The sequence below is a fragment of the Lysobacter sp. Soil_N_51 genome (genome assembly GCF_057655755.1).
The window spans coordinates 130,882-152,006 of sequence record NZ_JBDGLR010000004.1 but is presented as its reverse complement, the minus strand read 5'-3'; the positions used below and the strand labels follow the sequence as shown (position 1 = coordinate 152,006).

The following is a 21,125-nucleotide window of genomic DNA, read 5'->3' as shown; positions in this document are numbered from 1 at the left end:
GCGGGGCTGTCCGGATCCGCCGACAGGCGGAACCGGTCCCGGGCCAGGCGTGCCCCCGGCCCGGGACGGGTGGATCAGTGCGCCGGCGTGACGCTGGCGACGGCGGCCTGGGCCGCGTCGGCGGCGACCGGTGCGACCTGCGAGGCCACGTCGGCCTTTATGTCATCGCCGATCGGCACGTCCTGCGGCGCGCAGGCGGCACAGGCGAACAGCGACAGGACGGCGGCGTACCGAAAGAAAGTCTTGGACATCATGAGCGAGGCTCCATTGTGATGGCTGACCGGATCGGGGCGATCCGGGGTTCGGGGGAAAACACGTTGCGCGGACGCATCCGGCGGCTCGAGCAACGATGCACATAAAACCGCAAACATAACCCAGGCATTACGGACCGATTACCGCTCAATAACCGCCCATCGCTGCCCGGCGTTCGCGGACCTGCCCGGCGGCCTGGGCCGCCGGATTCGCGATAAACCCGCGTAACGCGGGCCTGTCGCGAAATCCGTCACGCGCGGGAAAGACATCGAAACCCGAAAGTTCCGTGGTGCGCCGCCTGCTTTCGCACGCCGCGCCGCCGCTTTCCCGCCGCAGCGGGAGATTATCGCGCACTAACGCGCGAATATCCCCGAACACGCCCCGAGCATATCCAAGCGCCAGCGCCTGAAAACCCCACCCCGGTCGCGAAACTAAATCCTGGAACAATTCGATCCACCGAGGCCGCGGGCCGCGCCTTCCCCAAGACACGACCGCGACCACGACATCCGGAGCCAGACTCTAATCACACTCTGACATGAATTGAAGCAGGCGACGTTCACTCAGGCTCAACCGCCCCCGCCACCGCCGCCACCGGCCTGGATGCCGCCGCGGGTCAGCCGGGTCGGATCAAGCAAACGGCGTAGTTGTTTTTCCGGCAGCCCGGTGACCTCGATCGCCACCTCCAGCACCGGCCGACCTTCCTTGTAGGCCTGTTTGGCGATCGCCGCGGCCTTCTCGTAACCGATCAGCGGATTGAGCGCGGTGACCAGGATCGGATTGCGGTCGAGCGCGTCGCGCACATGCGCCTCGCGCGCGCGCAAGCCGGCGATCGCGCTGTCGGCGAGCAGGCGCATGGCGTTACCGAGCAGGCGGATCGAATCGAGCAGGTCGTAGGCGATCAGCGGCAGCATCACGTTGAGCTGGAAATTGCCGCTCTGCCCGGCCACGGTGATGGCCGCGTGGTGACCGATCACCTGCGCGCAGACCATCGCCATCGCCTCGGGAATCACCGGGTTTACCTTGCCGGGCATGATCGAACTGCCCGGCTGCAGCGCCGGCAATTCGATCTCGCCCAGGCCGGCCAGCGGGCCGGAATTCATCCAGCGCAGATCGTTGGCGATCTTGGTCAGCGCCACCGCCAGGGCGCTGAGCTGGCCGGACAGTTCGACCGCATCGTCCTGCGCGGCCAGGCCTTCGAACTTGTTCGCCGCCGATTCGAAGCGCGTGCCGGTCGCGGCCGACAGCGCCTTCGCCATCGCCTTGCCGAAACGCGGATCGGCGTTGATGCCGGTGCCGATCGCGGTGCCGCCGATCGGCAGCCGGCGCAGGCGCTTGAGGCTGTCTTCGATGCGCTGCTGCGCCGAATCGAGCTGCGCGGCCCAGGTGTCGAACTCCTGGCCGAACGTCAGCGGCATGGCGTCCATGAGATGGGTCCGCCCGGTCTTGGTGGTCTTGGCCAGTTCCTTCGCGCGGCGCTGAATGGTCTTGCGCAGATGCGCCAGCGACGGCAGCAAGGATTCGACCACCGCCAACTGCGCCGACACCCGGATCGTGGTCGGAATCACGTCGTTCGAGCTCTGGCCCAGGTTGACGTGATCGTTCGGATGGATGGTGTGCTTGCCCGCGCGCGAGGCCAGGGTCGCGATGACCTCGTTGGCGTTCATATTGCTCGAAGTGCCCGAGCCGGTCTGATAGACGTCGATCGGGAAATGCGCGTCGAAGCGGCCGTCGGCGACCTGCGCCGCGGCGGCGCCGATCGCCTTGGCCACGCCGGCTTCGAGCAGGCCGAGCCCACCGTTGACCTGGGCCGCGGCGGCCTTGACCAGCGCCAGCGCACGGATGAATTCACGCGGCATCGGCACGCCCGAGATCGGGAAGTTCTGCACCGCGCGCTGGGTCTGCGCGCCCCACAAGGCGTCGATGGGGACGCTGAGCTCGCCCATGCTGTCGTGTTCGCGGCGGAAACCCGGGGCCGCCGCAGCTTGTGCGGGCTTGGCCGAGGTGCGGGTCGGGGTTTTGCCCGGAGTCTTCGCCGGATTCTTTGATTTGGACGCCATTGCCAACTCCATTGAGTCGTGGGGGAGACGCGCGGCGCAGGGGCCGTGCATCGCATCGAGAGGTCGGGACGCGGCCGAACTTCGCAAGGGCGAAGGCCTGCGCCGTGCTGGCATTACGATTCCGCTGGCGGACGCCATGATCGCCGTGGCCGCACCGCGCGTCGAGTGCACGCCGGCGTTTCGCCCGATCCGGCGAGGTCGGCTTCACGCAGAGCTTCCTGCAGGAGCGGCGTGAGCCGCGACCGCAGAGTGACAAGTTTGCGCCGCGACCCTGCAGCCCCGCGGGCGCGGCTCGCGCCGCTCCTACACGGGGCGCCCGGCACGCCACGGACCGTGGGGTAGAATGGCGGACTGTTTCCTGCCCTGCGTGTGCCATGTCCGCCGACCCCCAGACCGCTCTGCTCGCCCTGTCCCCGCTCGATGGCCGTTACGCCGGCAAGGTCGACGCGCTGCGGCCGATCTTTTCCGAATTCGGCCTGATCAAGGCCCGCGTCAAGGTCGAGGTCGAATGGCTGCTGGCGCTGGCCAACGAGCCGGGCATCGTCGAGCTCAAGCCGTTCTCCGATGCGGCCGCGGCGCGCTTGCGCGCGCTGGCCGACGGGTTGTCGGTCGAGGACGCGGCGCGGGTCAAGGAGATCGAGCGCACCACCAATCACGACGTCAAGGCGGTCGAGTACCTGATCAAGGAACGGCTCAAGGACGACGCCGAACTGGGCCCGGCCCTGGAATTCGTGCATTTCGCCTGCACCAGCGAAGACATCAACAACCTCAGCTACGCGCTGATGCTCAATCAGGCCCGCCAGCACGTGCTGCTGCCGCGGCTGGACGAACTGATCCAGGCCCTGCGCGCGATGGCCCACGCCCACGCCGCGCTGCCGATGCTCTCGCGCACCCACGGCCAGACCGCGTCGCCGACCACGGTCGGCAAGGAACTGGCCAACGTGGTCGCGCGCCTGCAGCGCCAGGGCGAGACCCTGGCCGGCGCGCAGATGCCCGGCAAGATCAACGGCGCGGTCGGCAACTACAACGCTCACGTCTCGGCTTATCCGGACATCGACTGGCCGGTGTTCTGCGAGCGTTTTGTCGCCTCGCTGGGCCTGGACTGGCAGCCCTACACCACCCAGATCGAGCCGCACGACGGCATCGCCGAGCTGTGCGACGCGCAGCGCCGGATCGATACGATCTGCATCGACCTGTGCCGCGACGTGTGGGGCTATATCTCGCTGGGGTATTTCAAGCAGGCGGTCAAGGCCGGCGAAATCGGCAGCTCGACCATGCCGCACAAGGTCAACCCGATCGATTTCGAGAACGCCGAAGGCAACTTCGGCATCGCCAACGCCTTGTTCGAACATTTCGCCGCCAAGCTGCCGATCAGCCGCTGGCAGCGCGACCTGACCGACTCGACCGTGCTGCGCGCGCTCGGCACCGCGTTCGGCCACGCCCTGATCGGCATCGACGCGCTGATGCGTGGCCTGGGCAAGCTCAGCGTCAATCCCGAGCGCCTGGCCGCCGACCTCGACGCGTCCTGGGAAGTGCTGGCCGAAGCGGTGCAGACGGTGATGCGCCGTCACGGCCTGCCGAACCCGTACGAACAGCTCAAGGCGCTGACCCGCGGCCAGGGCATCAACGAAGCCTCGATGCGCGAGTTCATCGCCTCGCTGGAGCTGCCGGCCGAGGACAAGCAGCGGTTGCTGGCGATGACCCCGGGCAGCTACACCGGCCTGGCCGAGCGGTTGGCGCGCGAGATCTGATCCGGCGCGCGCGATTTACGCCGCTTCGCAGGTGAGTTACGTCCTGTAGGAGCGGCGTAAGCCGCGACCGCGAAAACCCAACTACGACGAAACCTGCGTCGTGGCCGCAGTGCCGCAGTCGCGGCTTACGCCGCTCCTACCGTCGCTCCGACGCAGAAACAAAAATTCCTCTTTCTGCTGCCACAATTTCTTTTTGCTTCGCGGGGCATCCGAATCGGAGATAGTGATCGCCACTGTTCCGCAAGGATTCCGCACATGCGTTTTCGCACCAGCGTGTTAGCCGCTTCGCTCGTTTCATCGCTTCTCGCCGCCTGCGCAAGCGCGCCGCGCGCCGACAAGGCCCTCATCGCCACGGTCGCCGCGCCCGCGCCCTGCTCCGCCGATCCGAGCTGGGACGAGCCGACCGCGCCGCGCCACATCTACGCCAACACCTGGTACGTGGGCACCTGCGCGATCAGCGCGATCCTCATCACCTCCGACGCCGGCCACATCCTCATCGACGGCGTCACCGACCAGGCCGCGCCACAAATCGAGGCCAACATCCGCGCGCTCGGTTTCGAGCCGAAGGACGTGCGTTACATCGTCAGTTCGCACGAACACCTCGATCATGTCGGCGGCATCGCCCGCCTGCAACGCGACACCGGCGCGCGCGTGGTCGCGCGCGAACCCGCCGCGACCGCGCTGGAACGCGGCCACAGCGATCGCAGCGATCCGCAATTCCTGAGCGTGGCGAAGTTTCCGCCGGTCGCGTCGGTGCAGCGCATCGACGACGGCGAAACTCTGCGCGTCGGGGCGGTCGTGCTGACCGCCCACGCCACGCCCGGCCATACCGCTGGCGGCACCAGTTGGACCTGGTCCTCGTGCGACGGCGGGATCTGCCGCGCGATGGTCTATGCCGACAGCGTCACTGCGTTCTCGGACAAGGTGTATCGCTACAGCGAAAACGCCGAGATGGTCGCGGCCTTCCGCGACAGCCTGACGAGCATCGCCGGACTGCCCTGCGAGATCCTGCTGACGCCGCATCCGAGCGCGAGCCGATTGCTCGAGCGCCTGGATCCGGCCTCCGGCATCGCCCTGGTCGATACCGGCGCCTGCCGCGCCTATGCCGCGATCGGCACCGAGAAGCTCGAGGCGCGCCTGAGCAAGGAACGGGCCGAGCGGCCCGCCCCGAGCCCGAAAGAACCTGCGCCCGGCCGCTGAAGCGCATCGCCACGCGGCCTTAGCGCGGCCCACGCGACACTCCGATCCCGAGCCCCCGGAGCGTGACGATGCAGCAGCTGATCAATATCGACGTCCCCGATCTCGACGCGGCGACGCGTTTCTACACCCAGGCGTTCGGCTTGCACGTCGGGCGCAGACTGGGCGCGGAGGTGATCGAATTGCTCGGCGGACAGGCGCCGATCTATCTATTGCGCAAACCCGAGGGCTCCGCGGCCGCGGGCGACGACATCCGCCGCTACGCGCGGCATTGGTCGCCGCTGCATCTGGATGTGGTGGTCGACGACCTCGACGCGGCCTTACGCAGCGCATTGAGCGCCGGTGCGCGTCAGGAAGGTGCGGTCCGCGAAGCGAACTGGGGCCGGATCGTGCAGATCGCCGATCCGTTCGGGCATGGCTGGTGCCTGCTGCAGTTTCTGGGACGCGGCTACGACGAGATCGGCGACTGAAACTCGCCCGGCCTCATCCGCCTCGCACAGGCCTGCGCAGCGCCCAGTGCCGATACAGCGCGTACGACACCCCAGTGATGCCGGTCAGCATCGCCGGGACATACAAGGCCCGATAACTCCACGCCTGAAACAGCACCGCGCCGATTGCACCGCCGGCCAGGAAGCCACAGATCACCACCAGGCACAGCCACACCCGTCGCGTGCCGACCGGCAATCCGCGCAACCAATGGCCGAGCGCGACGCCGACGTCGGTGAACAAACCGGTCAGATGGGTGGTTCGGATCAACGCGCCGCTGTAAGTCGTGGCCATCGCGTTCTGCAGACCGCAGGCGACTGCGGCGAGCATCACCCCGGCATGCACGTCGCGCTCCATCAGCGGCACCGCCGCGAACAGACAGGCCGCTTCCACGGCGAGCACCACGCCATAACGACGGCCCAGCCTCAAGGTGCTGTCCTGGATGATCAGGCCGCTCAGCACCGCGCCGAACACGAACGACAACCCGACCAGAGCCAGATCGACCGCCACCCGGCCCTGGCCGTGAGCGAGCGCGATCCCGAGCAAGCTCGTGGTGCCGGTCAGATGAGTGACCGCCTGATGCTCATAGCCGAGATAGCCGATGGCATTGATCATGCCGGCGATCGCGGCCAGGCAGGCCGTGCCGATCCAGACCCACCGCGGCAGTACGATTCCCATTGCGTCCCCCTGGTTGTCGGCAGTCTAGCCGCCACGGTCGGCGTTCGAGCCTTGGCGCCTCCCTCGCTCGGATTGGACCAACACACCAAAGTCCGTCCACAAAGGCCGAACAGCGACGAGTCGCGATCACCGCGCCGGCCGATTCAAAGCGGCCGAACCGACCGGTTCGGTGACGCACGCGCCTCACCACGCATCGTCACATCGGCGACAATGCGGTTATCCGCGCGATCCGAGCGCGATCCGATCTGTACCCATGGCAAAGAAACCCGTCGCAAGCCCCGCCCGCAGCCAGACCTCCGCTCCGGCGATCGAGGTCGACGCCGCCGCCCATCCGCCGCTGGGCATGAGCCCGGCCGTGTTCCTGCGCGACTACTGGCAAAAGCGCCCGCTGCTGATCCGCAACGCCTTCCCCGGCCTGCAATCGCCGATCCAGCCCGAGGACCTGGCCGGTCTGGCCTGCGAGGAAGGCGTGCTGGCGCGGGTGATCGAGCACGATCGCGACAACGATGTGTATGCATTGCGGCACGGGCCGTTCGAAGAATCGTTTTTCCCCGGCCTGCCGCGACAGGACTGGACGCTGTTGGTGCAGGACGTCGACAAATGGGACGCCGACGTCGCCGCGCTGCTGCCGGCGTTCGATTTCCTGCCGCGCTGGCGCATCGACGACATCATGGTCTCGTTCGCCGCGCCGGGCGGTTCGGTCGGCGCGCACGTCGACCAGTACGACGTGTTCCTGCTGCAGGCCCAGGGCCACCGGCGCTGGCAGATCGACGCGCGGCCCGATGCGCCGCAGGACTTCCGCCCCGACGCCGACCTGAAACTGCTGCGCGAATTCGACCCCAGCCACGACTGGGTGCTCGGCCCCGGCGACATGCTGTACCTGCCGCCGGGCGTGCCGCACCACGGCGTCGCCGAAGACGCCTGCCTGACCTTCTCGGTCGGCATGCGCGCGCCGTCGGCGGCCGAGCTGATGGGCGATTACATCGACACCCTGGCCGGCGAGGCCGACGACAGCCTGCGCTACCGCGACCCCGACCTGAGCCCGCCGCGCGATCCCAACGAGATCGACGCAACCGCGATGGGCCGGGTGGTCGAGGCCTTGAACGCGATGCGCATGAACGACCCTGATCGCCTCGGCGACTGGTTCGGCCGCTTCATTACTGTGTACCGCGCCGCGGGCGAGGTCAGCGCCAGCAATGAGGAGGCGCGCTCGCGGATCGAGATCGAATGGGACCTGGAACGCGGCGCCTCGCTGTGGCGGCACCCGTGGTCGCGGATGGCCTGGCGCAAGGCCCATGCCAAGGGCCAGGCCGCGCGGCTGTACGTCAGCGGCCAGGAATTCGCCCTGCCCGCGCGCGATGCCCAGGCCATCGCCGCGGCGGTGGAGATCGATGCCGAAGCCTATTCGGCGCTGTCGCAGACCGGCCGCGCCTGCGTGCAGGAACTGATCGCCGGCGGCCATTACCGCCTCGGCCTGGACGATGACGGCGACGACGACAGCGAGGACGCGGGAGACGAGGCATGAGCGCGGGGTTCCAGGTGGTCGCGGTGGTCGATTACGCCGCCGCCCTGCCTTCGCTGCGGCAGGTGCGCGAGACCGTGTTCGTGCAGGAACAGAACGTCCCGGCCGAACTGGAACTCGACGCCCACGACCCGTTATGCCAGCACGTGCTGGCCTTCGCCGACGACGGCAGCCCGATCGGCACCGGCCGGCTGACCCCGGACCGGCGCATCGGCCGCATGGCCGTGCTCGCCGCGTGGCGCGGCCGCGGCGTCGGCGAGGCCTTGCTCGCGGCGTTGCTACGACGCGCCGGCGAGCTGGGTTGGCGCGAAATCACCCTGCACGCGCAGTTGCCGGCGCAGCGGCTCTACGCGCGTCACGGTTTCCTGCCCTACGGCGAACGCTTCTTCGAAGCCGGGATCGAACACCAATCGATGAGGTTATTGCTGGGCGCGGCCAACCCGGTCGAAACCCGCGACGCCGCCCTGGCGGCCATGCTCGGGGTGATCGCCGGCGCCCGCCGCGGCCTGTCGATCTACAGCCGCGAGCTCGACCCGGGCCTGCTCGACCGCACCGACATCACCACCGCGCTGCGCCGGTTCGCCACCGGCGGCGGCGTCACCCGCATCGTGCTGCACGACCCGGCCGCGCCGCAGCGCGCCCTGGCGCCGTTGATCGGCCTGGCCCAGCGCCTGCCGAGCGCGTTCTTGTTCCGCGCGATCGAGGAGCCGGTCGACCAGACCTATGCCTCGGCCTATGCCGTCAACGACCGCGACGGCTGGTACTACCGCACCCTGGGCAACCGTTTCGACGGCGAGACCCGGCTCGACGGCGGGCCGCGCGCGCGCCAGCTGCGCGCCCACTTCGATCCGGTGTGGGAACGCGCGCGGCCGTGCAGCGAGTATCGCGCGCTGGGCATCTGAGCAACCGAAGCCGGCCAACCTCAGCTCCCGCGCATGAACAAGGCCGCCTGCAACGGACAGGGCCACTTTCGCGAAAACGACCTCGACCTCGACGGCCCATATCGCCCCGCGTGCGGCCACGGCATCGCGGAACGGCCCGTTTCGACGCACGGCCCGCCGCAGAAAACCTCCGCGGCCTGGTCGAGAGATATCGTTTTCATCGACATGCCTCAAGGCTCGCAGACCCGCCCACCCCAGCCTTGGCGCTTGAAACGCCGCCGCCCCGGCCCAAGACCTGAGCGGCATTGCCGGAACGGTCCGAATCGCGCTTATCGGCCCCGCGATCGACGAAATCGAACCGAATCGGCCACTTAGACATAAGTAGTTATGCCGCTGGGCTTAACACTACCGCTATAATTCTCAGCCTTGTCCGCGCCCAGCGCCTCCGTGCGCCCGCGCGACGCCACTTCCGCCCCCAAGAGTTTCCCGATAGCCATCGTGGACAGCCTCCTCAAGCAGTTTTCGCAATCCTCGCAACTCGGCGCCAACGCCGCCTTCATCGAAGACCTGTACGAGCAGTACCTGGTCGATCCCGACAGCGTCGGGGCCAAGTGGAAAAGCTACTTCGACGGCTTCAAGGGCCGCGAAGCCGGCGATGTTCCGCATTCGGCCGCGATCGAGAGCATCGCCCAGGCCGGCAAAGCCGCCGCCCGCGGCGCGATCGCCTCCCCGGCCGGCGGAACGAGCGGCAGCGACGAACGCGAACGCGCCGTCGGCAAGGTCATCACCGCCTACCGTTCGCGCGGCCACCTGGCCGCCGACATCGACCCGCTGGGCCTGCTGCAAAAGCCCGACGCGCCGGACCTGGCGCTGGGCTTCCACCGCCTGTCCGAGAGCGACCAGTCGGTCGAGTTCTCGACCGGCGGCGTGGCCGGCCAGGAGCGCATGAAGCTCGGCGACCTGCTCGCCCTGCTCAAGGCCACCTACACCGGCCCGATCGGCGCGGAGTTCATGCACATCGCCGACGCCGAACAGCGCCGCTGGATGTACGAGCGCCTGGAAACCGCCGCTGGCAAGTACGGCCGCAGCGTCGAGGACAAGAAGCGCATCCTCGAACGGCTGACCGCCGCAGATGGCCTGGAGCGTTACCTGGGCACCAAGTACGTCGGCCAGAAGCGCTTCTCGCTGGAAGGCGGCGACGCGCTGATCCCGCTGATGGACGTGACCATCCGCCGCGCCGGCGAACAGGGCGTGCAGGACGTGATCATCGGCATGGCCCACCGCGGCCGCCTCAACGTCCTGGTCAACACCCTGGGCAAGCCGCCGCGCAAGCTGTTCGACGAGTTCGAAGGCAAGTTCGAGCACGACGAGCACGCCCACACCGGCGACGTGAAGTACCACATGGGCTTCAGCGCCGACGTCGCCACGCCCGGCGGCCCGGTCCATCTGGCGCTGGCGTTCAACCCCTCGCATCTTGAGATCGTCAATCCGGTGGTCGCCGGCAGCGTGCGTTCGCGCCAGACCCGCCGCGGCGACAAGGGCCGCGCCCAGGTGCTGCCGATCCTGCTGCACGGCGACGCCGCGTTCGCCGGTCAAGGCGTGGGCATGGAGCTGTTCCAGATGTCGCAGGCGCGCGGGTTCGCGGTCGGCGGCACGGTCCATATCGTCATCAACAACCAGGTCGGCTTCACCACCAGCGAGCGCCAGGACGCCCGGTCCACGCTGTACTGCACCGACGTGGCCAAGATGGTCGGCGCGCCGATCCTGCACGTGAACTCCGATCACCCCGAAGCGGTGGTGTTCTGCGCCGAGCTGGCGCTGGACTTCCGTCAGCGCTTCGGCCGCGACGTGGTCATCGACCTGGTCTGCTACCGCCGCCACGGCCACAACGAGGCCGACGAGCCGGCGGCGACCCAGCCGCTGATGTACCAGGTGATCCGCAAGCACAAGACCCCGCGCGAGCTCTACGCCGAGCAACTGGTCGGCGAAGGCACGCTCAAGGCCGAAGAAGCCCAGGCGCTGGTCGACCAGTACCGCGACAAGCTCGACGCCGGCGCGGTCACCACCGAGCTGGTCGAGGTCAAGCCCGACGAATTCACCATCGACTGGTCCAAGTACCTCTCGGGCAAGCTCAGCGATCCGGTCGACACGACCTTCGATCGCAGCAAGCTCGACGCGCTCGCGACCCAGATCAACGCGGTCGCCGACAGCGTCAAGCTGCACCCGCGCGTGGCCAAGATCTACGAGGACCGCCGCAAGATGGCCGCCGGCGAACTGCCGGGCGACTGGGGCTTCGCCGAGAACCTGGCCTACGCCAGCCTGATCAGCGAAGGCTACAAGCTGCGCCTGGTCGGCCAGGACAGCGGCCGCGGCACCTTCTTCCACCGTCACGCGATCCAGCACGAGCAGACCAGCGACGAGTACATCCTGCCGCTGCGTCAGCTGGTCAAGAACCCGTCGGACGTGACCATCATCGACTCGCTGCTCAGCGAAGAAGCGGTGATGGCGTTCGAATACGGCTATTCGACCGCCGATCCCATGACCCTGGACATCTGGGAAGCGCAGTTCGGCGATTTCGCCAACGGCGCCCAGGTCGTGATCGACCAGTTCCTGTCCTCCGGCGAAGCCAAGTGGGGCCGTCTGTGCGGCCTGGTGCTGCTGCTGCCGCACGGCTACGAAGGCCAGGGCCCCGAGCACAGCTCGGCGCGCCTGGAGCGCTTCCTGCAGCTGTGCGCGCTGGAGAACATGCTGGTCTGCGTGCCTACCACCCCGGCCCAGGCTTACCACATGATTCGCCGGCAGATGCGCATGAGCACGCGCAAGCCGCTGGTGGTGATGACGCCCAAGTCGCTGCTGCGCCACAAGCTCGCGGTGTCGAGTCTGGACGAACTGGCCGACGGCGAGTTCCAGCACCTGATTCCGGACGCCGCGGCCAACGTCAAGAAGGTCAAGCGCGTGGTGCTGTGCTCGGGCAAGGTCTATTACGACCTGTACGAGCAGGCGCAGAAGGACGGCCTCGACAACGTGGCGATCGTGCGCATCGAACAGCTGTATCCGTTCCCACGCGAAGCCCTCGCCGCCGAGCTCAAGCGTTTCGGCGCGGCCGCCGACGTGGTGTGGTGCCAGGAAGAGCCGCAGAACCAGGGCGCCTGGTACCAGATCCGCCATCACCTGACCGCCTGCCTGGGCCCGAAGCAAGCGCTGCACTACGCCGGACGCGCGCGTTCGCCGTCGCCGGCCGCCGGTCACCTGGCCGACCACATCGCCGAGCAGACCAAGCTGGTCGCCGACGCGCTGGTCAATTCGCTGCACGGAGAGTCCAGCGCCGAATAAGGCGCTGGTTCTTCGCGACCCCTACTTACGCATACCCACATTCAAGCACTCCAGGATGCCTGCCCCATGAGCACCGAGATCAAAGTCCCCGTACTGCCCGAGTCGGTCTCCGACGCCACCATCGCCACCTGGCATAAGAAAGTCGGCGATGCGGTCAAGCGCGACGAGAATCTGGTCGACCTGGAAACCGATAAGGTCGTGCTCGAAGTGCCCTCGCCGGTCGACGGCGTGCTCAAGGAAATCAAGTTCGAGGAAGGCGCGACCGTGACCAGCTCGCAGCTGATCGCGATCGTCGAAGCCGGCGCCGCCGCCAGCGCGCCCGCCGCCGAAGCCGCTCCGGCCGCGGCCAAGGTCGACGCGACCCCGGCCGCCGGCGCGCAGCCGATCACGCCCAAGGCCGAGGCGCCGAAGGCCGCCGCCCCGAGCTCCAACGACCAGCTGCCCCCGGGCGCGCGTTTCACCGCGAACAAGGAAGGCATCGACGCCTCGCAGGTCGAAGGCACCGGCCGCAAGGGCGCGGTGACCAAGGAAGACATCCTCAATTACGCCAAGAACGGCGGCGTCGGCAATGCCGCCGGCGCGCGTCCGGAAGAGCGCGTGCCGATGACCCGCATGCGCGCGCGCATCGCCGAGCGCCTGATGCAGTCGAAGAACTCGATCGCGATGCTGACCTCGTTCAACGAAGTCAACCTCGGCAAGGTCATGGCCATGCGCAAGGAGCTGGGCGAGTCGTTCGAGAAGGCCAACGGCGTCAAGCTGGGCTTCATGAGCTTCTTCGCCAAGGCCGCGGCCAACGCGCTGCAGCGCCATCCGGTGGTCAACGCCTCGGTCGACGGCAACGACGTGGTCTATCACGGCTACGCCGACATCTCGATCGCGGTGTCGACCGAGAAGGGCCTGGTCACGCCGGTGCTGCGCAATGTCGAGCGCATGGGCTTCGCCGACGTCGAGAAGGCCATCGGCGACTACGCCAAGAAGGCGCGCGACGGCAAGCTGGCGCTGGAAGACCTGCAGGGCGGCACCTTCACCATCACCAACGGCGGCACCTTCGGCTCGCTGATGTCGACCCCGATCGTCAACCCGCCGCAGTCGGCCATCCTCGGCATGCACGCGATCAAGGAACGCGCGATCGTCGAGAACGGCGCCGTGGTCGCCGCGCCGATGATGTACATCGCGCTGAGCTACGACCACCGCATCATCGACGGCAAGGACGCGGTGCTGTTCCTGGTCGACATCAAGAACCAGCTTGAGAACCCGCATCGCATGTTGCTGGGCATGTAATGCCCAGCCGGGATTTGGGATTGGGGATTTGGGATTCGCAAGGGCAACAGCGTCCTGCGAATTCCTTCCCAGGCCCGAGCTCCCGGCGCTTCTGCGGCAACCTTCGCGGGACCCGGGATTCGCGGCGCTGATGCGCCTTGACCGAATCCCGAATCCCCAATCCCGAATCCCGTGAGCGAATGAAATGAGCGAACAATTCGACGTAGTCGTCATCGGCGCCGGCCCCGCCGGCTATCACGCCGCCATCCGCGCCGCCCAGCTCGGTCTGAAGACCGCCTGCATCGACGCGGCGCTCGGCAAGGACGGCAAGCCCGCCCTCGGTGGCACCTGCCTGCGCGTGGGCTGCATTCCGTCCAAGGCGCTGCTCGACAGCTCGCGCCAGTTCTGGAACCTGCAGCATCTGTTCGGCGAACACGGCATCAGCGCCGACAACGCCAAGATCGACGTCGCCACCATGGTCGGTCGCAAGGACAAGATCGTGAAGCAGTTCACCGGCGGCATCGCGATGCTGTTCAAGGCGAACAAGATCACCCCGTACTACGGCTTCGGCGTCCTGCACCCGGGCAACGTGGTCAAGGTCAAGCAGCACGACGGTTCCGAGGTCGAGCTCAAGGGCACCAACGTCATCATCGCCGCCGGTTCGGATTCGATCGAACTGCCGTTCGCGAAGTTCGACGGCGACAAGATCGTCGACAACGTCGGCGCGCTGGATTTCACCGAAGTGCCCAAGCGTCTTGGCGTGATCGGCGCCGGCGTGATCGGCCTGGAACTGGGCAGCGTGTGGAAGCGCCTGGGCTCGGAAGTCACCATTCTCGAAGCGCTGCCCGATTTCCTCGCCGCCGCCGATGCCGAGGTCGCCAAGACCGCGGCCAAGGAATTCAAGAAGCAGGGCCTGGAGATCAAGCTCGGCGCGAAGGTCAGCAAGGCCGACATCCAGAAGGACGGCGTGCACCTGACCTACAACGACGGCAAGTCCGACCAGGAACTGGTCGTCGACAAATTGCTGGTTGCGGTCGGCCGTCGTGCAGCATCGAAGGGGCTCTTGGCCGAAGGCACCGGCGTCAAGCTCAACGAGCGCGGCCAGATCGAAGTCGACGAACACTGCCACACCGGCGTCGACGGCGTGTGGGCGGTCGGCGACTGCGTGCGCGGGCCGATGCTGGCGCACAAGGGCTTCGAGGAAGGCATCGCGGTCGCCGAACTCATCGCCGGCCTGCCGGGCCACGTCAACCTCGACACCGTGCCGTGGGTGATCTACACCGAGCCGGAAATCGCCTGGGTCGGCAAGACCGAGCAGCAGCTCAAGGCCGAGAACATCCCGTACAAGACCGGCAGCTTCCCGTTCGCGGCGATCGGCCGCGCGGTGGCGATGGGCGAGCCGGCCGGCTTCGTCAAGGTCATCGCGCACGCCGAGACCGATCGCGTGCTGGGCCTGCACCTGGTCGGCGTCGGCGTGTCCGAACTCGTCCACGAAGGCGTGCTGACCATGGAGTTCAACGGCTCCGCCGACGACCTCGCGCGCATCTGCCACGCCCATCCGACCCTGTCGGAAGCGATCCACGACGCGGCGATGGCGGTCGACAAGCGGGCGATTCACAAGGCCAATTAAGGCCGGGATTCGGGATTCGGGATTCGGGATTCGCAATAGCGGCCCGACCTCTCTCCCTTTCCCAAGCAGACGCCAGGCCCCGCCTGGCGTTTTGCTTTTACCAATCTCTAATCTCGAATGACCAATCCCATGCGAAGCATCTGCATCTACTGCGGCTCCAACGCCGGCGCCAAGCCGATCTATACCGAACGCGCGATGGCGCTCGGCAATCGCCTGGCCAAGGACGGCATCGCCCTGGTCTACGGCGGCGGCAACGTCGGCCTGATGGGCGTGGTCGCCGATGCCGTGCTCGAGGGCGGCGGCGAAGTGATCGGGGTGATCCCCGAGCAACTGGTCAACTGGGAAGTCGCCCATCGCGGCCTGAGCAAGCTGGAAATCGTCGGCTCGATGCACGAGCGCAAGGCGCGCATGTTCGACCTGGCCGACGGCTTCGTCGCCCTGCCCGGCGGCTTCGGCACGCTCGACGAAATGTTCGAGATGCTGACCTGGCGCCAGCTCGGCATCGGCAACAAGCCCTGCGCGTTTCTCGACATCGACGGCTTCTATGCGCCGCTGATGACGATGCTCGATCGCATGGTCGCCGAGCGCTTCGTGCATGCCGATCAGCGCAACGACCTGTGGCACGGCGACGACATCGACGCGATGCTCGGCTGGATGCAGGGCTACACCCCGGCCGCGGCCTCGAAGTGGCTGGACGAGAAGCGCCGCAACGCCTTGCGCTGACGCTGCGACCGACGGCGGCGTTCGCGCCGTCGCTACCGATGCGTTCGATCATGAGTTACGCATCCGCGATCGGCGCCCTCGGCAGTTCGCCGGGCGACCCCGTATAGTCGGCCCAACCCCAGAAAGGATTCGAGGATGGCCCTCACCACCCGCCGCGGATTGCTGGCCGCCTGCCTCGTCCTGGCGTTGTTGCCGACCGCCTCGCTGGCGGCCGAGCCGTCCAGACCGGCCGCGCGCGGCGGCGACTGCGACCTGGCCAAGGAACTGCCCGCCGATGCCGACGCGCGCAGCCGCCGCATCGCCTGCGACATCCCGCTCAAGTACCAGAGCGACGTGCTGATCGCCGAGAACGTCGGCAGCCTGATCCGCCGCCACGACATGGCCGCATGGCTGACCAGCGACGAGTTGCTCAAGATCGGCGCCTTGAAGGATTTCCCCGGTTCGCCCAAGGGCTGGTTGACCGACGACCGGGGCGACCACGTCGACGTGAACTACTTCAGCCAGGACGGCGACACGCTGATCTCGTTCGCGCAGTCCAGCCTGCACATGCAGCCGTTCGGCGTGCGCGACACCAAGCGCCTGGACCCGCCGCGTCCGGCCAACCCACGCGAACAAAAACTGATGGCCGCGCAGACCCTGGCGCGCACGCAGAAGCCGTTGTACTGCAGCGACATTCCGCCCAACCTGGTCGTGTTCGACGTCGAAGAAAATCACAAGCCGCAGATCTTCGTGTTCATGATGCCGCCGTGGCAGGACGACGACGTGCCGATGGGCGGCTACACCATGTTCCGCATGGACCAAAGCGGCGAACGCATCCTCGACCGCTACGAGCAAACACGCAGCTGCCTCAACTACGACGGCAAGCAATTGAAGAAGGCCGAGGCGTTCTACGTCAGCCACCTGACCTCGGCCGCGCCGACCATGTTCCACGTGTTCATGAGCCTGCAATACCGCAAGCCGCTGATCGTGTTCACCACCCAGAACCAGTTGCTGTGGAAGGTCGAACTGGGCCGCATCCACCTGCTCGACAGCGACGACAAGGAATACAAGCGCGCCCGGAAATGGTCCAAGCGGATCAAGTCCGAGCGCGAGGTGGTGCCTACTTCCAGCGATATTGGTTGAAGGCCGGGATTCGGGATTCGGGATTCGGGATTGGCAAAATCAAGGTGCAGTCGCACTGGCAACTCCGCCGCCCGCTGTGCTTTCACTAATCCCAAATCCCGAATCCCGAATCCCGAATCCCGGCCCTCAGCTATCATCGCGCCGTACACCACGAGTCCGCGCCGATGACCACGCCCAGCACCTTCAACGCCTTCCGCATCCACAACGACGCCGCCGGTTACCGCAGCGGCATCGAGCAGGTAACGCTGGACGATCTCGCGCCGGGCGAGGTGGTGATCAAGACCGCGTTCTCCTCGGTCAACTTCAAGGACGCGTTGGCCGGCACCGGTGAAGGCAAGATCCTGCGCAGATTTCCGCTGGTCGGCGGCATCGACGTCGCCGGGCATGTGGTCGCCTCGCGCGATGCGGGCTTCAAGGAAGGCGATGCGGTCCTGGTCACCGGTTGCGGCCTCAGCGAGACCCGCGACGGCGGCTACAGCGAGTACGCGCGCCTGCAGGCGCAGTGGGCGATCCCGCTGCCGGCCGGCCTGAGCCTGCGCGAGAGCATGATCCTCGGCACCGCCGGCTTCACCGCCGCGCTCGCGCTGCATCGCCTGCTCGACAACCGGCAGACGCCCGAGCACGGCCCGCTCGCGGTCACCGGCGCCACCGGCGGCGTGGGCTCGCTGGCGCTGGACATCTTCAGCCGCGCCGGGTTCGACGTGCATGCGATCAGCGGCAAGGCCGATCAGGCCGATTATCTGCGCTCGATCGGCGCCAGCCAGGTGCTCGACCGCGACGCGCTGGCGACCGCGCGGCCGATGGAATCGGTGCGCTTCGGCGGCGGCCTCGACAACGTCGGCGGGCCGATGCTGGCCAGCCTGCTCGCGCAGACCGCGCCCTACGGCAACGTCGCCACCGCCGGCCTGGCCGCCAGCGCGGAACTGGACAGCACGGTCATGCCGTTCATCATCCGCGGCGTGTCCCTGCTCGGGATCGCCTCGGCCGGCACCGCGCGCGACATCCGCGACCGCGTCTGGCAGCGCCTGGGCAGCGACTGGAAACCCGCGCACTTGGACCGGATATGCACCCGCGAGGTCGGTTTGGCACAGTTGCCGCAGGTGTTTGGTGGCATGCTGGCAGGCGGTTCGGTGGGCCGAACCCTGGTCGTGATCTAGTTGGCATTGCAGCCGCGCGCCGCGTCGCTACAATCGGCCGCAGATCCTTGGGGGAAACACATGGCGCGTATTTTGATCGTCGACGATTCGCCGTCCCAGTTGATGGGCATCCGTCGCATCGTCGAGAAATTGGGGCACGAAGCACTGACCGCGGAAGACGGCGCCGCCGGCGTCGAGGCGGCCAAGCGCGAGCTGCCCGACATGATCCTGATGGACGTGGTCATGCCGAACCTCAACGGCTTCCAGGCCACCCGCTCGATCTGCCGCGAGGCGACGACCAAGCACATCCCGATCGTGCTGGTCACGACCAAGGACCAGGACACCGACCGCGTCTGGGGCATGCGCCAGGGCGCCAAGGCCTACATCACCAAGCCGTTCAGCGAGACCGACCTGTCCGAGATCATCGGCCAGTTGTTGCCTTCGGCGGGCTGAATGGGCGGCGCGGGCGATCCGCGCGGCTTTGGGTAGAGACGATCCCGGCTTCGGCCGGGATTATTTTTGCGTGGTGAAGTCTCTGGGTCCCCGCCTTCGCGGGGATGACGAGCAAGAGCAAGTGCCGCGCAGTGCGCGGCTTTATCAGCGCTCTGTACTGAGCGACATACTTTCTAGCCGTCATTCCCGCGAACGCGGGAATCCAGGGCTTCACCGAAGCATGACTCTGAAGTCTCTGGATCCCCGCCTTCGCGGGGATGACAGGCAAGAGCAAGTGCCGCACAGTGCGCGGCTTTATCAGCGCTCTGTACTGAGCGACATAATTTCCAGCCGTCATTCCCGCGAACGCGGGAATCCAGTGACTTTGATGCGGGCGTAGTACAGGTGTATCTGAGATTCGTCGCGATCCACACTGCATCGCGACGAGAGCGAAAGTCGCTGGATTCCCGCGTTCGCGGGAATGACGAACTGAAAGGTCACGGCAGTCGCGGAAGATCCCAGCCTTCGCGGGAATGACGAACTGGGAGGCCAGAGCAGTGGCCAAGCACTTGAATCAAGTGGGAATCAGGCAGGCATCAGCGTCAAACGGCCTGTGCACCAGAGCGATGCAGTCACGACCACCAACATGACTCGACCGCCCATCAACCGCAGATCACTACACGACGACGCACGAACGATTTACCCGCGCATCGCGCCCACCGCCACCGCACCCGCCACCCTCACTCCCGCCGCCAATCCTCACCAAACGCCACCCGCATCGTCTCGTACGCCTCATGCTGCGCATCGGTCTGCGGCCGCGGCGCCAATACTTCGAGTTCGACGATCTGGTCGCCCGCCGGGGTACCCGGCAGGCCGCGACCACGCAGACGCAATTTGCGGCCGGCTTCGGAATTGGCGGGAATCTTCAGGTCGACCGGCCCGCCCAGGGTCGGCACGCTGATCGTCGCGCCCAGCGCCGCTTCCCACGGCGCCAGCGGCAGCACGTGGATCACGTTGCGGCCGTCCACTTCGAACTGCGGATGCGCGGCGTATTCGATCTCCAGCAACAGATCGCCGTGCGTGCCCTGCCCCGCGAGCCGGATCAGCTGGCCCGGGCGGATGCCCTTGGGCACGCGCACGTCCAGGGTCTTGTTGTTGACCGAAATGCGGACGCTGCCGCCTTCGTGGACCAGTTCCAGCGAGATCGCCAGCTTGGCGCGGGTGTCGCCGCGCGGCGGCGCCGGACGCGCGCCAGGGTTGCCACCGAAGCCGCCACCGGCGGAGCGCCCGCGACCGAACAGGTTCTCGAAGAAGTCGCTGAAGCCTCCGCCCGCGCCGCCGCCGGCGAAGATTTCCTCGAAATCCGGATTGCCGCCGCCATAGCCGCCACCGAAGCCGCCTGGAGGCGCCTGCACCTCGTCGCCCGGCCGATAACCGCGCGCGCGCAGTTGATCGTAGGCGGTGCGCTTCTGCGGATCGCGCAAGGCCTCGTAGGCTTCGTTGACCGCCTTGAATTTTTCCTCCGCGCCGGCCTCCTTGCTGACGTCGGGATGGTATTTGCGCGCAAGCCGGCGATACGCCGTCTTGATCTCGGCTTCGCCCGCGCTGGGCTCCAGGCCCAAAGTTTCGTAGTAATCCTTGAACTGCATCGATCGCTCCGGCGGCGTCGCGCGGCCGCGGCGCTGTCCGCCCAGCCCGCCTTGACGCATCATTAACCCGACAGCATGGCGACTATGACCGCGATTTCAAGTCGTTGACGCGGTGTTTAGACCCGCCTGCCTAGACTCGCACCCACTATCAGGAGAACCCCATGAGCATCCAGGTCGGCGAACGCCTGCCCGAAGTCGTACTCAAGCGCATCAACGAGGGCATCGAAGCGGTCGATACCCGGGCCCTGTTCGACGGCCGCAAGGCGGTGTTGTTCGCGGTGCCCGGCGCCTTCACCCCGACCTGCTCGGAAAAGCACCTGCCCGGCTTCGTCCAGCATTTCGAGGACTTCCGCGCCAAGGGCATCGAAGTGGCCTGCCTGGCGGTCAACGACCCGTTCGTGATGCAGGCCTGGGCGCAGAGCCAGCACGTGCCCGAGGGCATGATCATGCTATCCGACGGCAACGGCGACCTGACCCGCGCGCTCGGCCTGGAACTCGACGCCAGCGCCTACGGCATGGGCACCCGCGCCAAGCGCTTCGCGCTGTATGCCGACGACGGCGTGGTCGAGCAACTGCACGTCGAAGAACCCGGCGAGTACCGCGTGTCCTCGGCCGAGTACATGCTCGAACAGGTCTGATCGCCACGACCGCCGCGGGCCCGGAACGCATCCGGGCCCGCTTCTTTCCACGCATCACGCAAGCCTGAGGCTGCCTGCCCTTCCCCCGACTGCCAGGAAGCGCTCGCAGGCCGAATACGTCGAAGGCGGCGACCTGCGCGACATGGTCAAGGAGGATCTGGTCGCCGAACGCATCGCGATCGACAGCTACCGCGAAATCATCAATTTCATCGGCGACAAGGACACCACCACCAAGCGCATGATGGAAAGCATCCTGGCGCAGGAAGAAGAGCACGCCGACGAACTGGCCGACATGCTCGATGGTTGGACCGGCCGCTGAGCGACGCATCCAGTCGCATCCGGATGCATCAAAAAACAACCCCGCCGAACGCGGGGTTG

The 21,125-nt window shown here is 67.1% G+C and carries 17 protein-coding genes and 1 pseudogene; 14 read left to right on the top strand and 4 right to left on the bottom strand.

What is annotated here, in order from left to right; translation table 11 throughout:
• Positions 1 to 74: 74 nt before the first annotated feature.
• Positions 75 to 254, bottom strand: coding sequence for a hypothetical protein (locus AC3A4T_RS08420; RefSeq protein WP_487674969.1), 180 nt, complete (start codon positions 252 to 254; stop codon positions 75 to 77).
• A gap of 564 nt (positions 255 to 818) precedes the next feature.
• Positions 819 to 2,309 (bottom strand): class II fumarate hydratase, encoded by a 1,491-nt coding sequence (locus AC3A4T_RS08415; protein WP_487674968.1) that lies wholly within the window; start codon positions 2,307 to 2,309, stop codon positions 819 to 821.
• 374 nt (positions 2,310 to 2,683) lie between these two features.
• Between AC3A4T_RS08415 and purB the strand changes: the two genes are divergently transcribed.
• The 3 genes from purB (at position 2,684) to AC3A4T_RS08400 (ending at position 5,727) form a co-directional block, all read left to right on the top strand.
• Positions 2,684 to 4,060 (top strand): adenylosuccinate lyase, encoded by a 1,377-nt coding sequence (gene purB / locus AC3A4T_RS08410; protein ID WP_056113902.1) that lies wholly within the window; start codon positions 2,684 to 2,686, stop codon positions 4,058 to 4,060.
• A gap of 255 nt (positions 4,061 to 4,315) precedes the next feature.
• Positions 4,316 to 5,260 (top strand): subclass B3 metallo-beta-lactamase, encoded by a 945-nt coding sequence (gene bla, locus AC3A4T_RS08405; protein ID WP_487674967.1) that lies wholly within the window; start codon positions 4,316 to 4,318, stop codon positions 5,258 to 5,260.
• Positions 5,261 to 5,328: 68 nt separating this feature from the next.
• Positions 5,329 to 5,727, top strand: coding sequence for a VOC family protein (locus tag AC3A4T_RS08400; protein ID WP_487674966.1), 399 nt, complete (start codon positions 5,329 to 5,331; stop codon positions 5,725 to 5,727).
• Positions 5,728 to 5,740: 13 nt separating this feature from the next.
• Here AC3A4T_RS08400 and AC3A4T_RS08395 read toward each other — a convergent pair whose 3' ends face one another.
• Positions 5,741 to 6,421, bottom strand: coding sequence for a YoaK family protein (locus tag AC3A4T_RS08395; protein WP_487674965.1), 681 nt, complete (start codon positions 6,419 to 6,421; stop codon positions 5,741 to 5,743).
• Between the two features lie 253 nt (positions 6,422 to 6,674).
• Here AC3A4T_RS08395 and AC3A4T_RS08390 point away from each other — a divergent pair, with 253 nt between their 5' ends.
• The 9 genes from AC3A4T_RS08390 to AC3A4T_RS08350 all read left to right on the top strand — a co-directional run bounded on the left by AC3A4T_RS08390 (position 6,675) and on the right by AC3A4T_RS08350 (position 18,481).
• Positions 6,675 to 7,946, top strand: a complete 1,272-nt coding sequence (locus AC3A4T_RS08390) for a JmjC domain-containing protein (RefSeq protein WP_487674964.1) — start codon at positions 6,675 to 6,677, stop codon at positions 7,944 to 7,946.
• Complete coding sequence (locus AC3A4T_RS08385; protein WP_487674963.1) at positions 7,943 to 8,845, top strand: GNAT family N-acetyltransferase; 903 nt, start codon at positions 7,943 to 7,945, stop codon at positions 8,843 to 8,845. The genes AC3A4T_RS08390 and AC3A4T_RS08385 overlap by 4 nt, the downstream gene beginning before the upstream one ends.
• 477 nt (positions 8,846 to 9,322) lie before the next feature.
• Positions 9,323 to 12,157 (top strand): 2-oxoglutarate dehydrogenase E1 component, encoded by a 2,835-nt coding sequence (locus AC3A4T_RS08380; protein WP_487674962.1) that lies wholly within the window; start codon positions 9,323 to 9,325, stop codon positions 12,155 to 12,157.
• A gap of 66 nt (positions 12,158 to 12,223) precedes the next feature.
• Positions 12,224 to 13,438: a dihydrolipoyllysine-residue succinyltransferase gene (sucB, locus tag AC3A4T_RS08375; protein ID WP_487674961.1), complete on the top strand. Its 1,215-nt coding sequence runs from the start codon at positions 12,224 to 12,226 to the stop codon at positions 13,436 to 13,438.
• Positions 13,439 to 13,622: 184 nt separating this feature from the next.
• On the top strand, positions 13,623 to 15,047 hold the full coding sequence (lpdA, locus tag AC3A4T_RS08370) for a dihydrolipoyl dehydrogenase (protein ID WP_487674960.1): 1,425 nt from the start codon (positions 13,623 to 13,625) through the stop codon (positions 15,045 to 15,047).
• A gap of 129 nt (positions 15,048 to 15,176) precedes the next feature.
• Positions 15,177 to 15,770: an LOG family protein gene (locus AC3A4T_RS08365; RefSeq protein ID WP_487674959.1), complete on the top strand. Its 594-nt coding sequence runs from the start codon at positions 15,177 to 15,179 to the stop codon at positions 15,768 to 15,770.
• Between the two features lie 135 nt (positions 15,771 to 15,905).
• Positions 15,906 to 16,892: a hypothetical protein gene (locus AC3A4T_RS08360; RefSeq protein ID WP_487674958.1), complete on the top strand. Its 987-nt coding sequence runs from the start codon at positions 15,906 to 15,908 to the stop codon at positions 16,890 to 16,892.
• A gap of 164 nt (positions 16,893 to 17,056) precedes the next feature.
• Positions 17,057 to 18,049 carry a YhdH/YhfP family quinone oxidoreductase gene (locus AC3A4T_RS08355; RefSeq protein ID WP_487674957.1) on the top strand — a complete coding sequence of 331 codons (993 nt, stop codon included), beginning with the start codon at positions 17,057 to 17,059 and terminating at the stop codon, positions 18,047 to 18,049.
• Between the two features lie 60 nt (positions 18,050 to 18,109).
• Positions 18,110 to 18,481 (top strand): response regulator, encoded by a 372-nt coding sequence (locus tag AC3A4T_RS08350; protein WP_036104242.1) that lies wholly within the window; start codon positions 18,110 to 18,112, stop codon positions 18,479 to 18,481.
• Between the two features lie 719 nt (positions 18,482 to 19,200).
• On the opposite strand, the gene AC3A4T_RS08345 is transcribed toward AC3A4T_RS08350, so the two are convergent.
• Positions 19,201 to 20,109: a DnaJ C-terminal domain-containing protein gene (locus AC3A4T_RS08345; protein ID WP_483589160.1), complete on the bottom strand. Its 909-nt coding sequence runs from the start codon at positions 20,107 to 20,109 to the stop codon at positions 19,201 to 19,203.
• Between the two features lie 161 nt (positions 20,110 to 20,270).
• Here AC3A4T_RS08345 and AC3A4T_RS08340 point away from each other — a divergent pair, with 161 nt between their 5' ends.
• Both AC3A4T_RS08340 and AC3A4T_RS08335 read left to right on the top strand, forming a co-directional pair.
• Positions 20,271 to 20,747, top strand: coding sequence for a redoxin family protein (locus AC3A4T_RS08340; protein ID WP_487674956.1), 477 nt, complete (start codon positions 20,271 to 20,273; stop codon positions 20,745 to 20,747).
• A gap of 82 nt (positions 20,748 to 20,829) precedes the next feature.
• A pseudogene (locus AC3A4T_RS08335) lies at positions 20,830 to 21,066 on the top strand (ferritin-like domain-containing protein); the annotation flags it as partial.
• Positions 21,067 to 21,125: the final 59 nt, after the last annotated feature.

Bases quoted from the DNA above. Each gene is read 5' to 3' on its own strand.
- AC3A4T_RS08420 (WP_487674969.1), bottom strand. From the start codon at position 254: ATGATGTCCAAGACTTTCTTTCGGTACGCCGCCGTCCTGTCGCTGTTC.
- AC3A4T_RS08415 (WP_487674968.1), bottom strand. From the start codon at position 2,309: ATGGCGTCCAAATCAAAGAATCCGGCGAAGACTCCGGGCAAAACCCCG.
- purB (WP_056113902.1), top strand. From the start codon at position 2,684: ATGTCCGCCGACCCCCAGACCGCTCTGCTCGCCCTGTCCCCGCTCGAT.
- bla (WP_487674967.1), top strand. From the start codon at position 4,316: ATGCGTTTTCGCACCAGCGTGTTAGCCGCTTCGCTCGTTTCATCGCTT.
- AC3A4T_RS08400 (WP_487674966.1), top strand. From the start codon at position 5,329: ATGCAGCAGCTGATCAATATCGACGTCCCCGATCTCGACGCGGCGACG.
- AC3A4T_RS08395 (WP_487674965.1), bottom strand. From the start codon at position 6,421: ATGGGAATCGTACTGCCGCGGTGGGTCTGGATCGGCACGGCCTGCCTG.
- AC3A4T_RS08390 (WP_487674964.1), top strand. From the start codon at position 6,675: ATGGCAAAGAAACCCGTCGCAAGCCCCGCCCGCAGCCAGACCTCCGCT.
- AC3A4T_RS08385 (WP_487674963.1), top strand. From the start codon at position 7,943: ATGAGCGCGGGGTTCCAGGTGGTCGCGGTGGTCGATTACGCCGCCGCC.
- sucB (WP_487674961.1), top strand. From the start codon at position 12,224: ATGAGCACCGAGATCAAAGTCCCCGTACTGCCCGAGTCGGTCTCCGAC.
- lpdA (WP_487674960.1), top strand. From the start codon at position 13,623: ATGAGCGAACAATTCGACGTAGTCGTCATCGGCGCCGGCCCCGCCGGC.
- AC3A4T_RS08365 (WP_487674959.1), top strand. From the start codon at position 15,177: ATGCGAAGCATCTGCATCTACTGCGGCTCCAACGCCGGCGCCAAGCCG.
- AC3A4T_RS08360 (WP_487674958.1), top strand. From the start codon at position 15,906: ATGGCCCTCACCACCCGCCGCGGATTGCTGGCCGCCTGCCTCGTCCTG.
- AC3A4T_RS08355 (WP_487674957.1), top strand. From the start codon at position 17,057: ATGACCACGCCCAGCACCTTCAACGCCTTCCGCATCCACAACGACGCC.
- AC3A4T_RS08350 (WP_036104242.1), top strand. From the start codon at position 18,110: ATGGCGCGTATTTTGATCGTCGACGATTCGCCGTCCCAGTTGATGGGC.
- AC3A4T_RS08345 (WP_483589160.1), bottom strand. From the start codon at position 20,109: ATGCAGTTCAAGGATTACTACGAAACTTTGGGCCTGGAGCCCAGCGCG.
- AC3A4T_RS08340 (WP_487674956.1), top strand. From the start codon at position 20,271: ATGAGCATCCAGGTCGGCGAACGCCTGCCCGAAGTCGTACTCAAGCGC.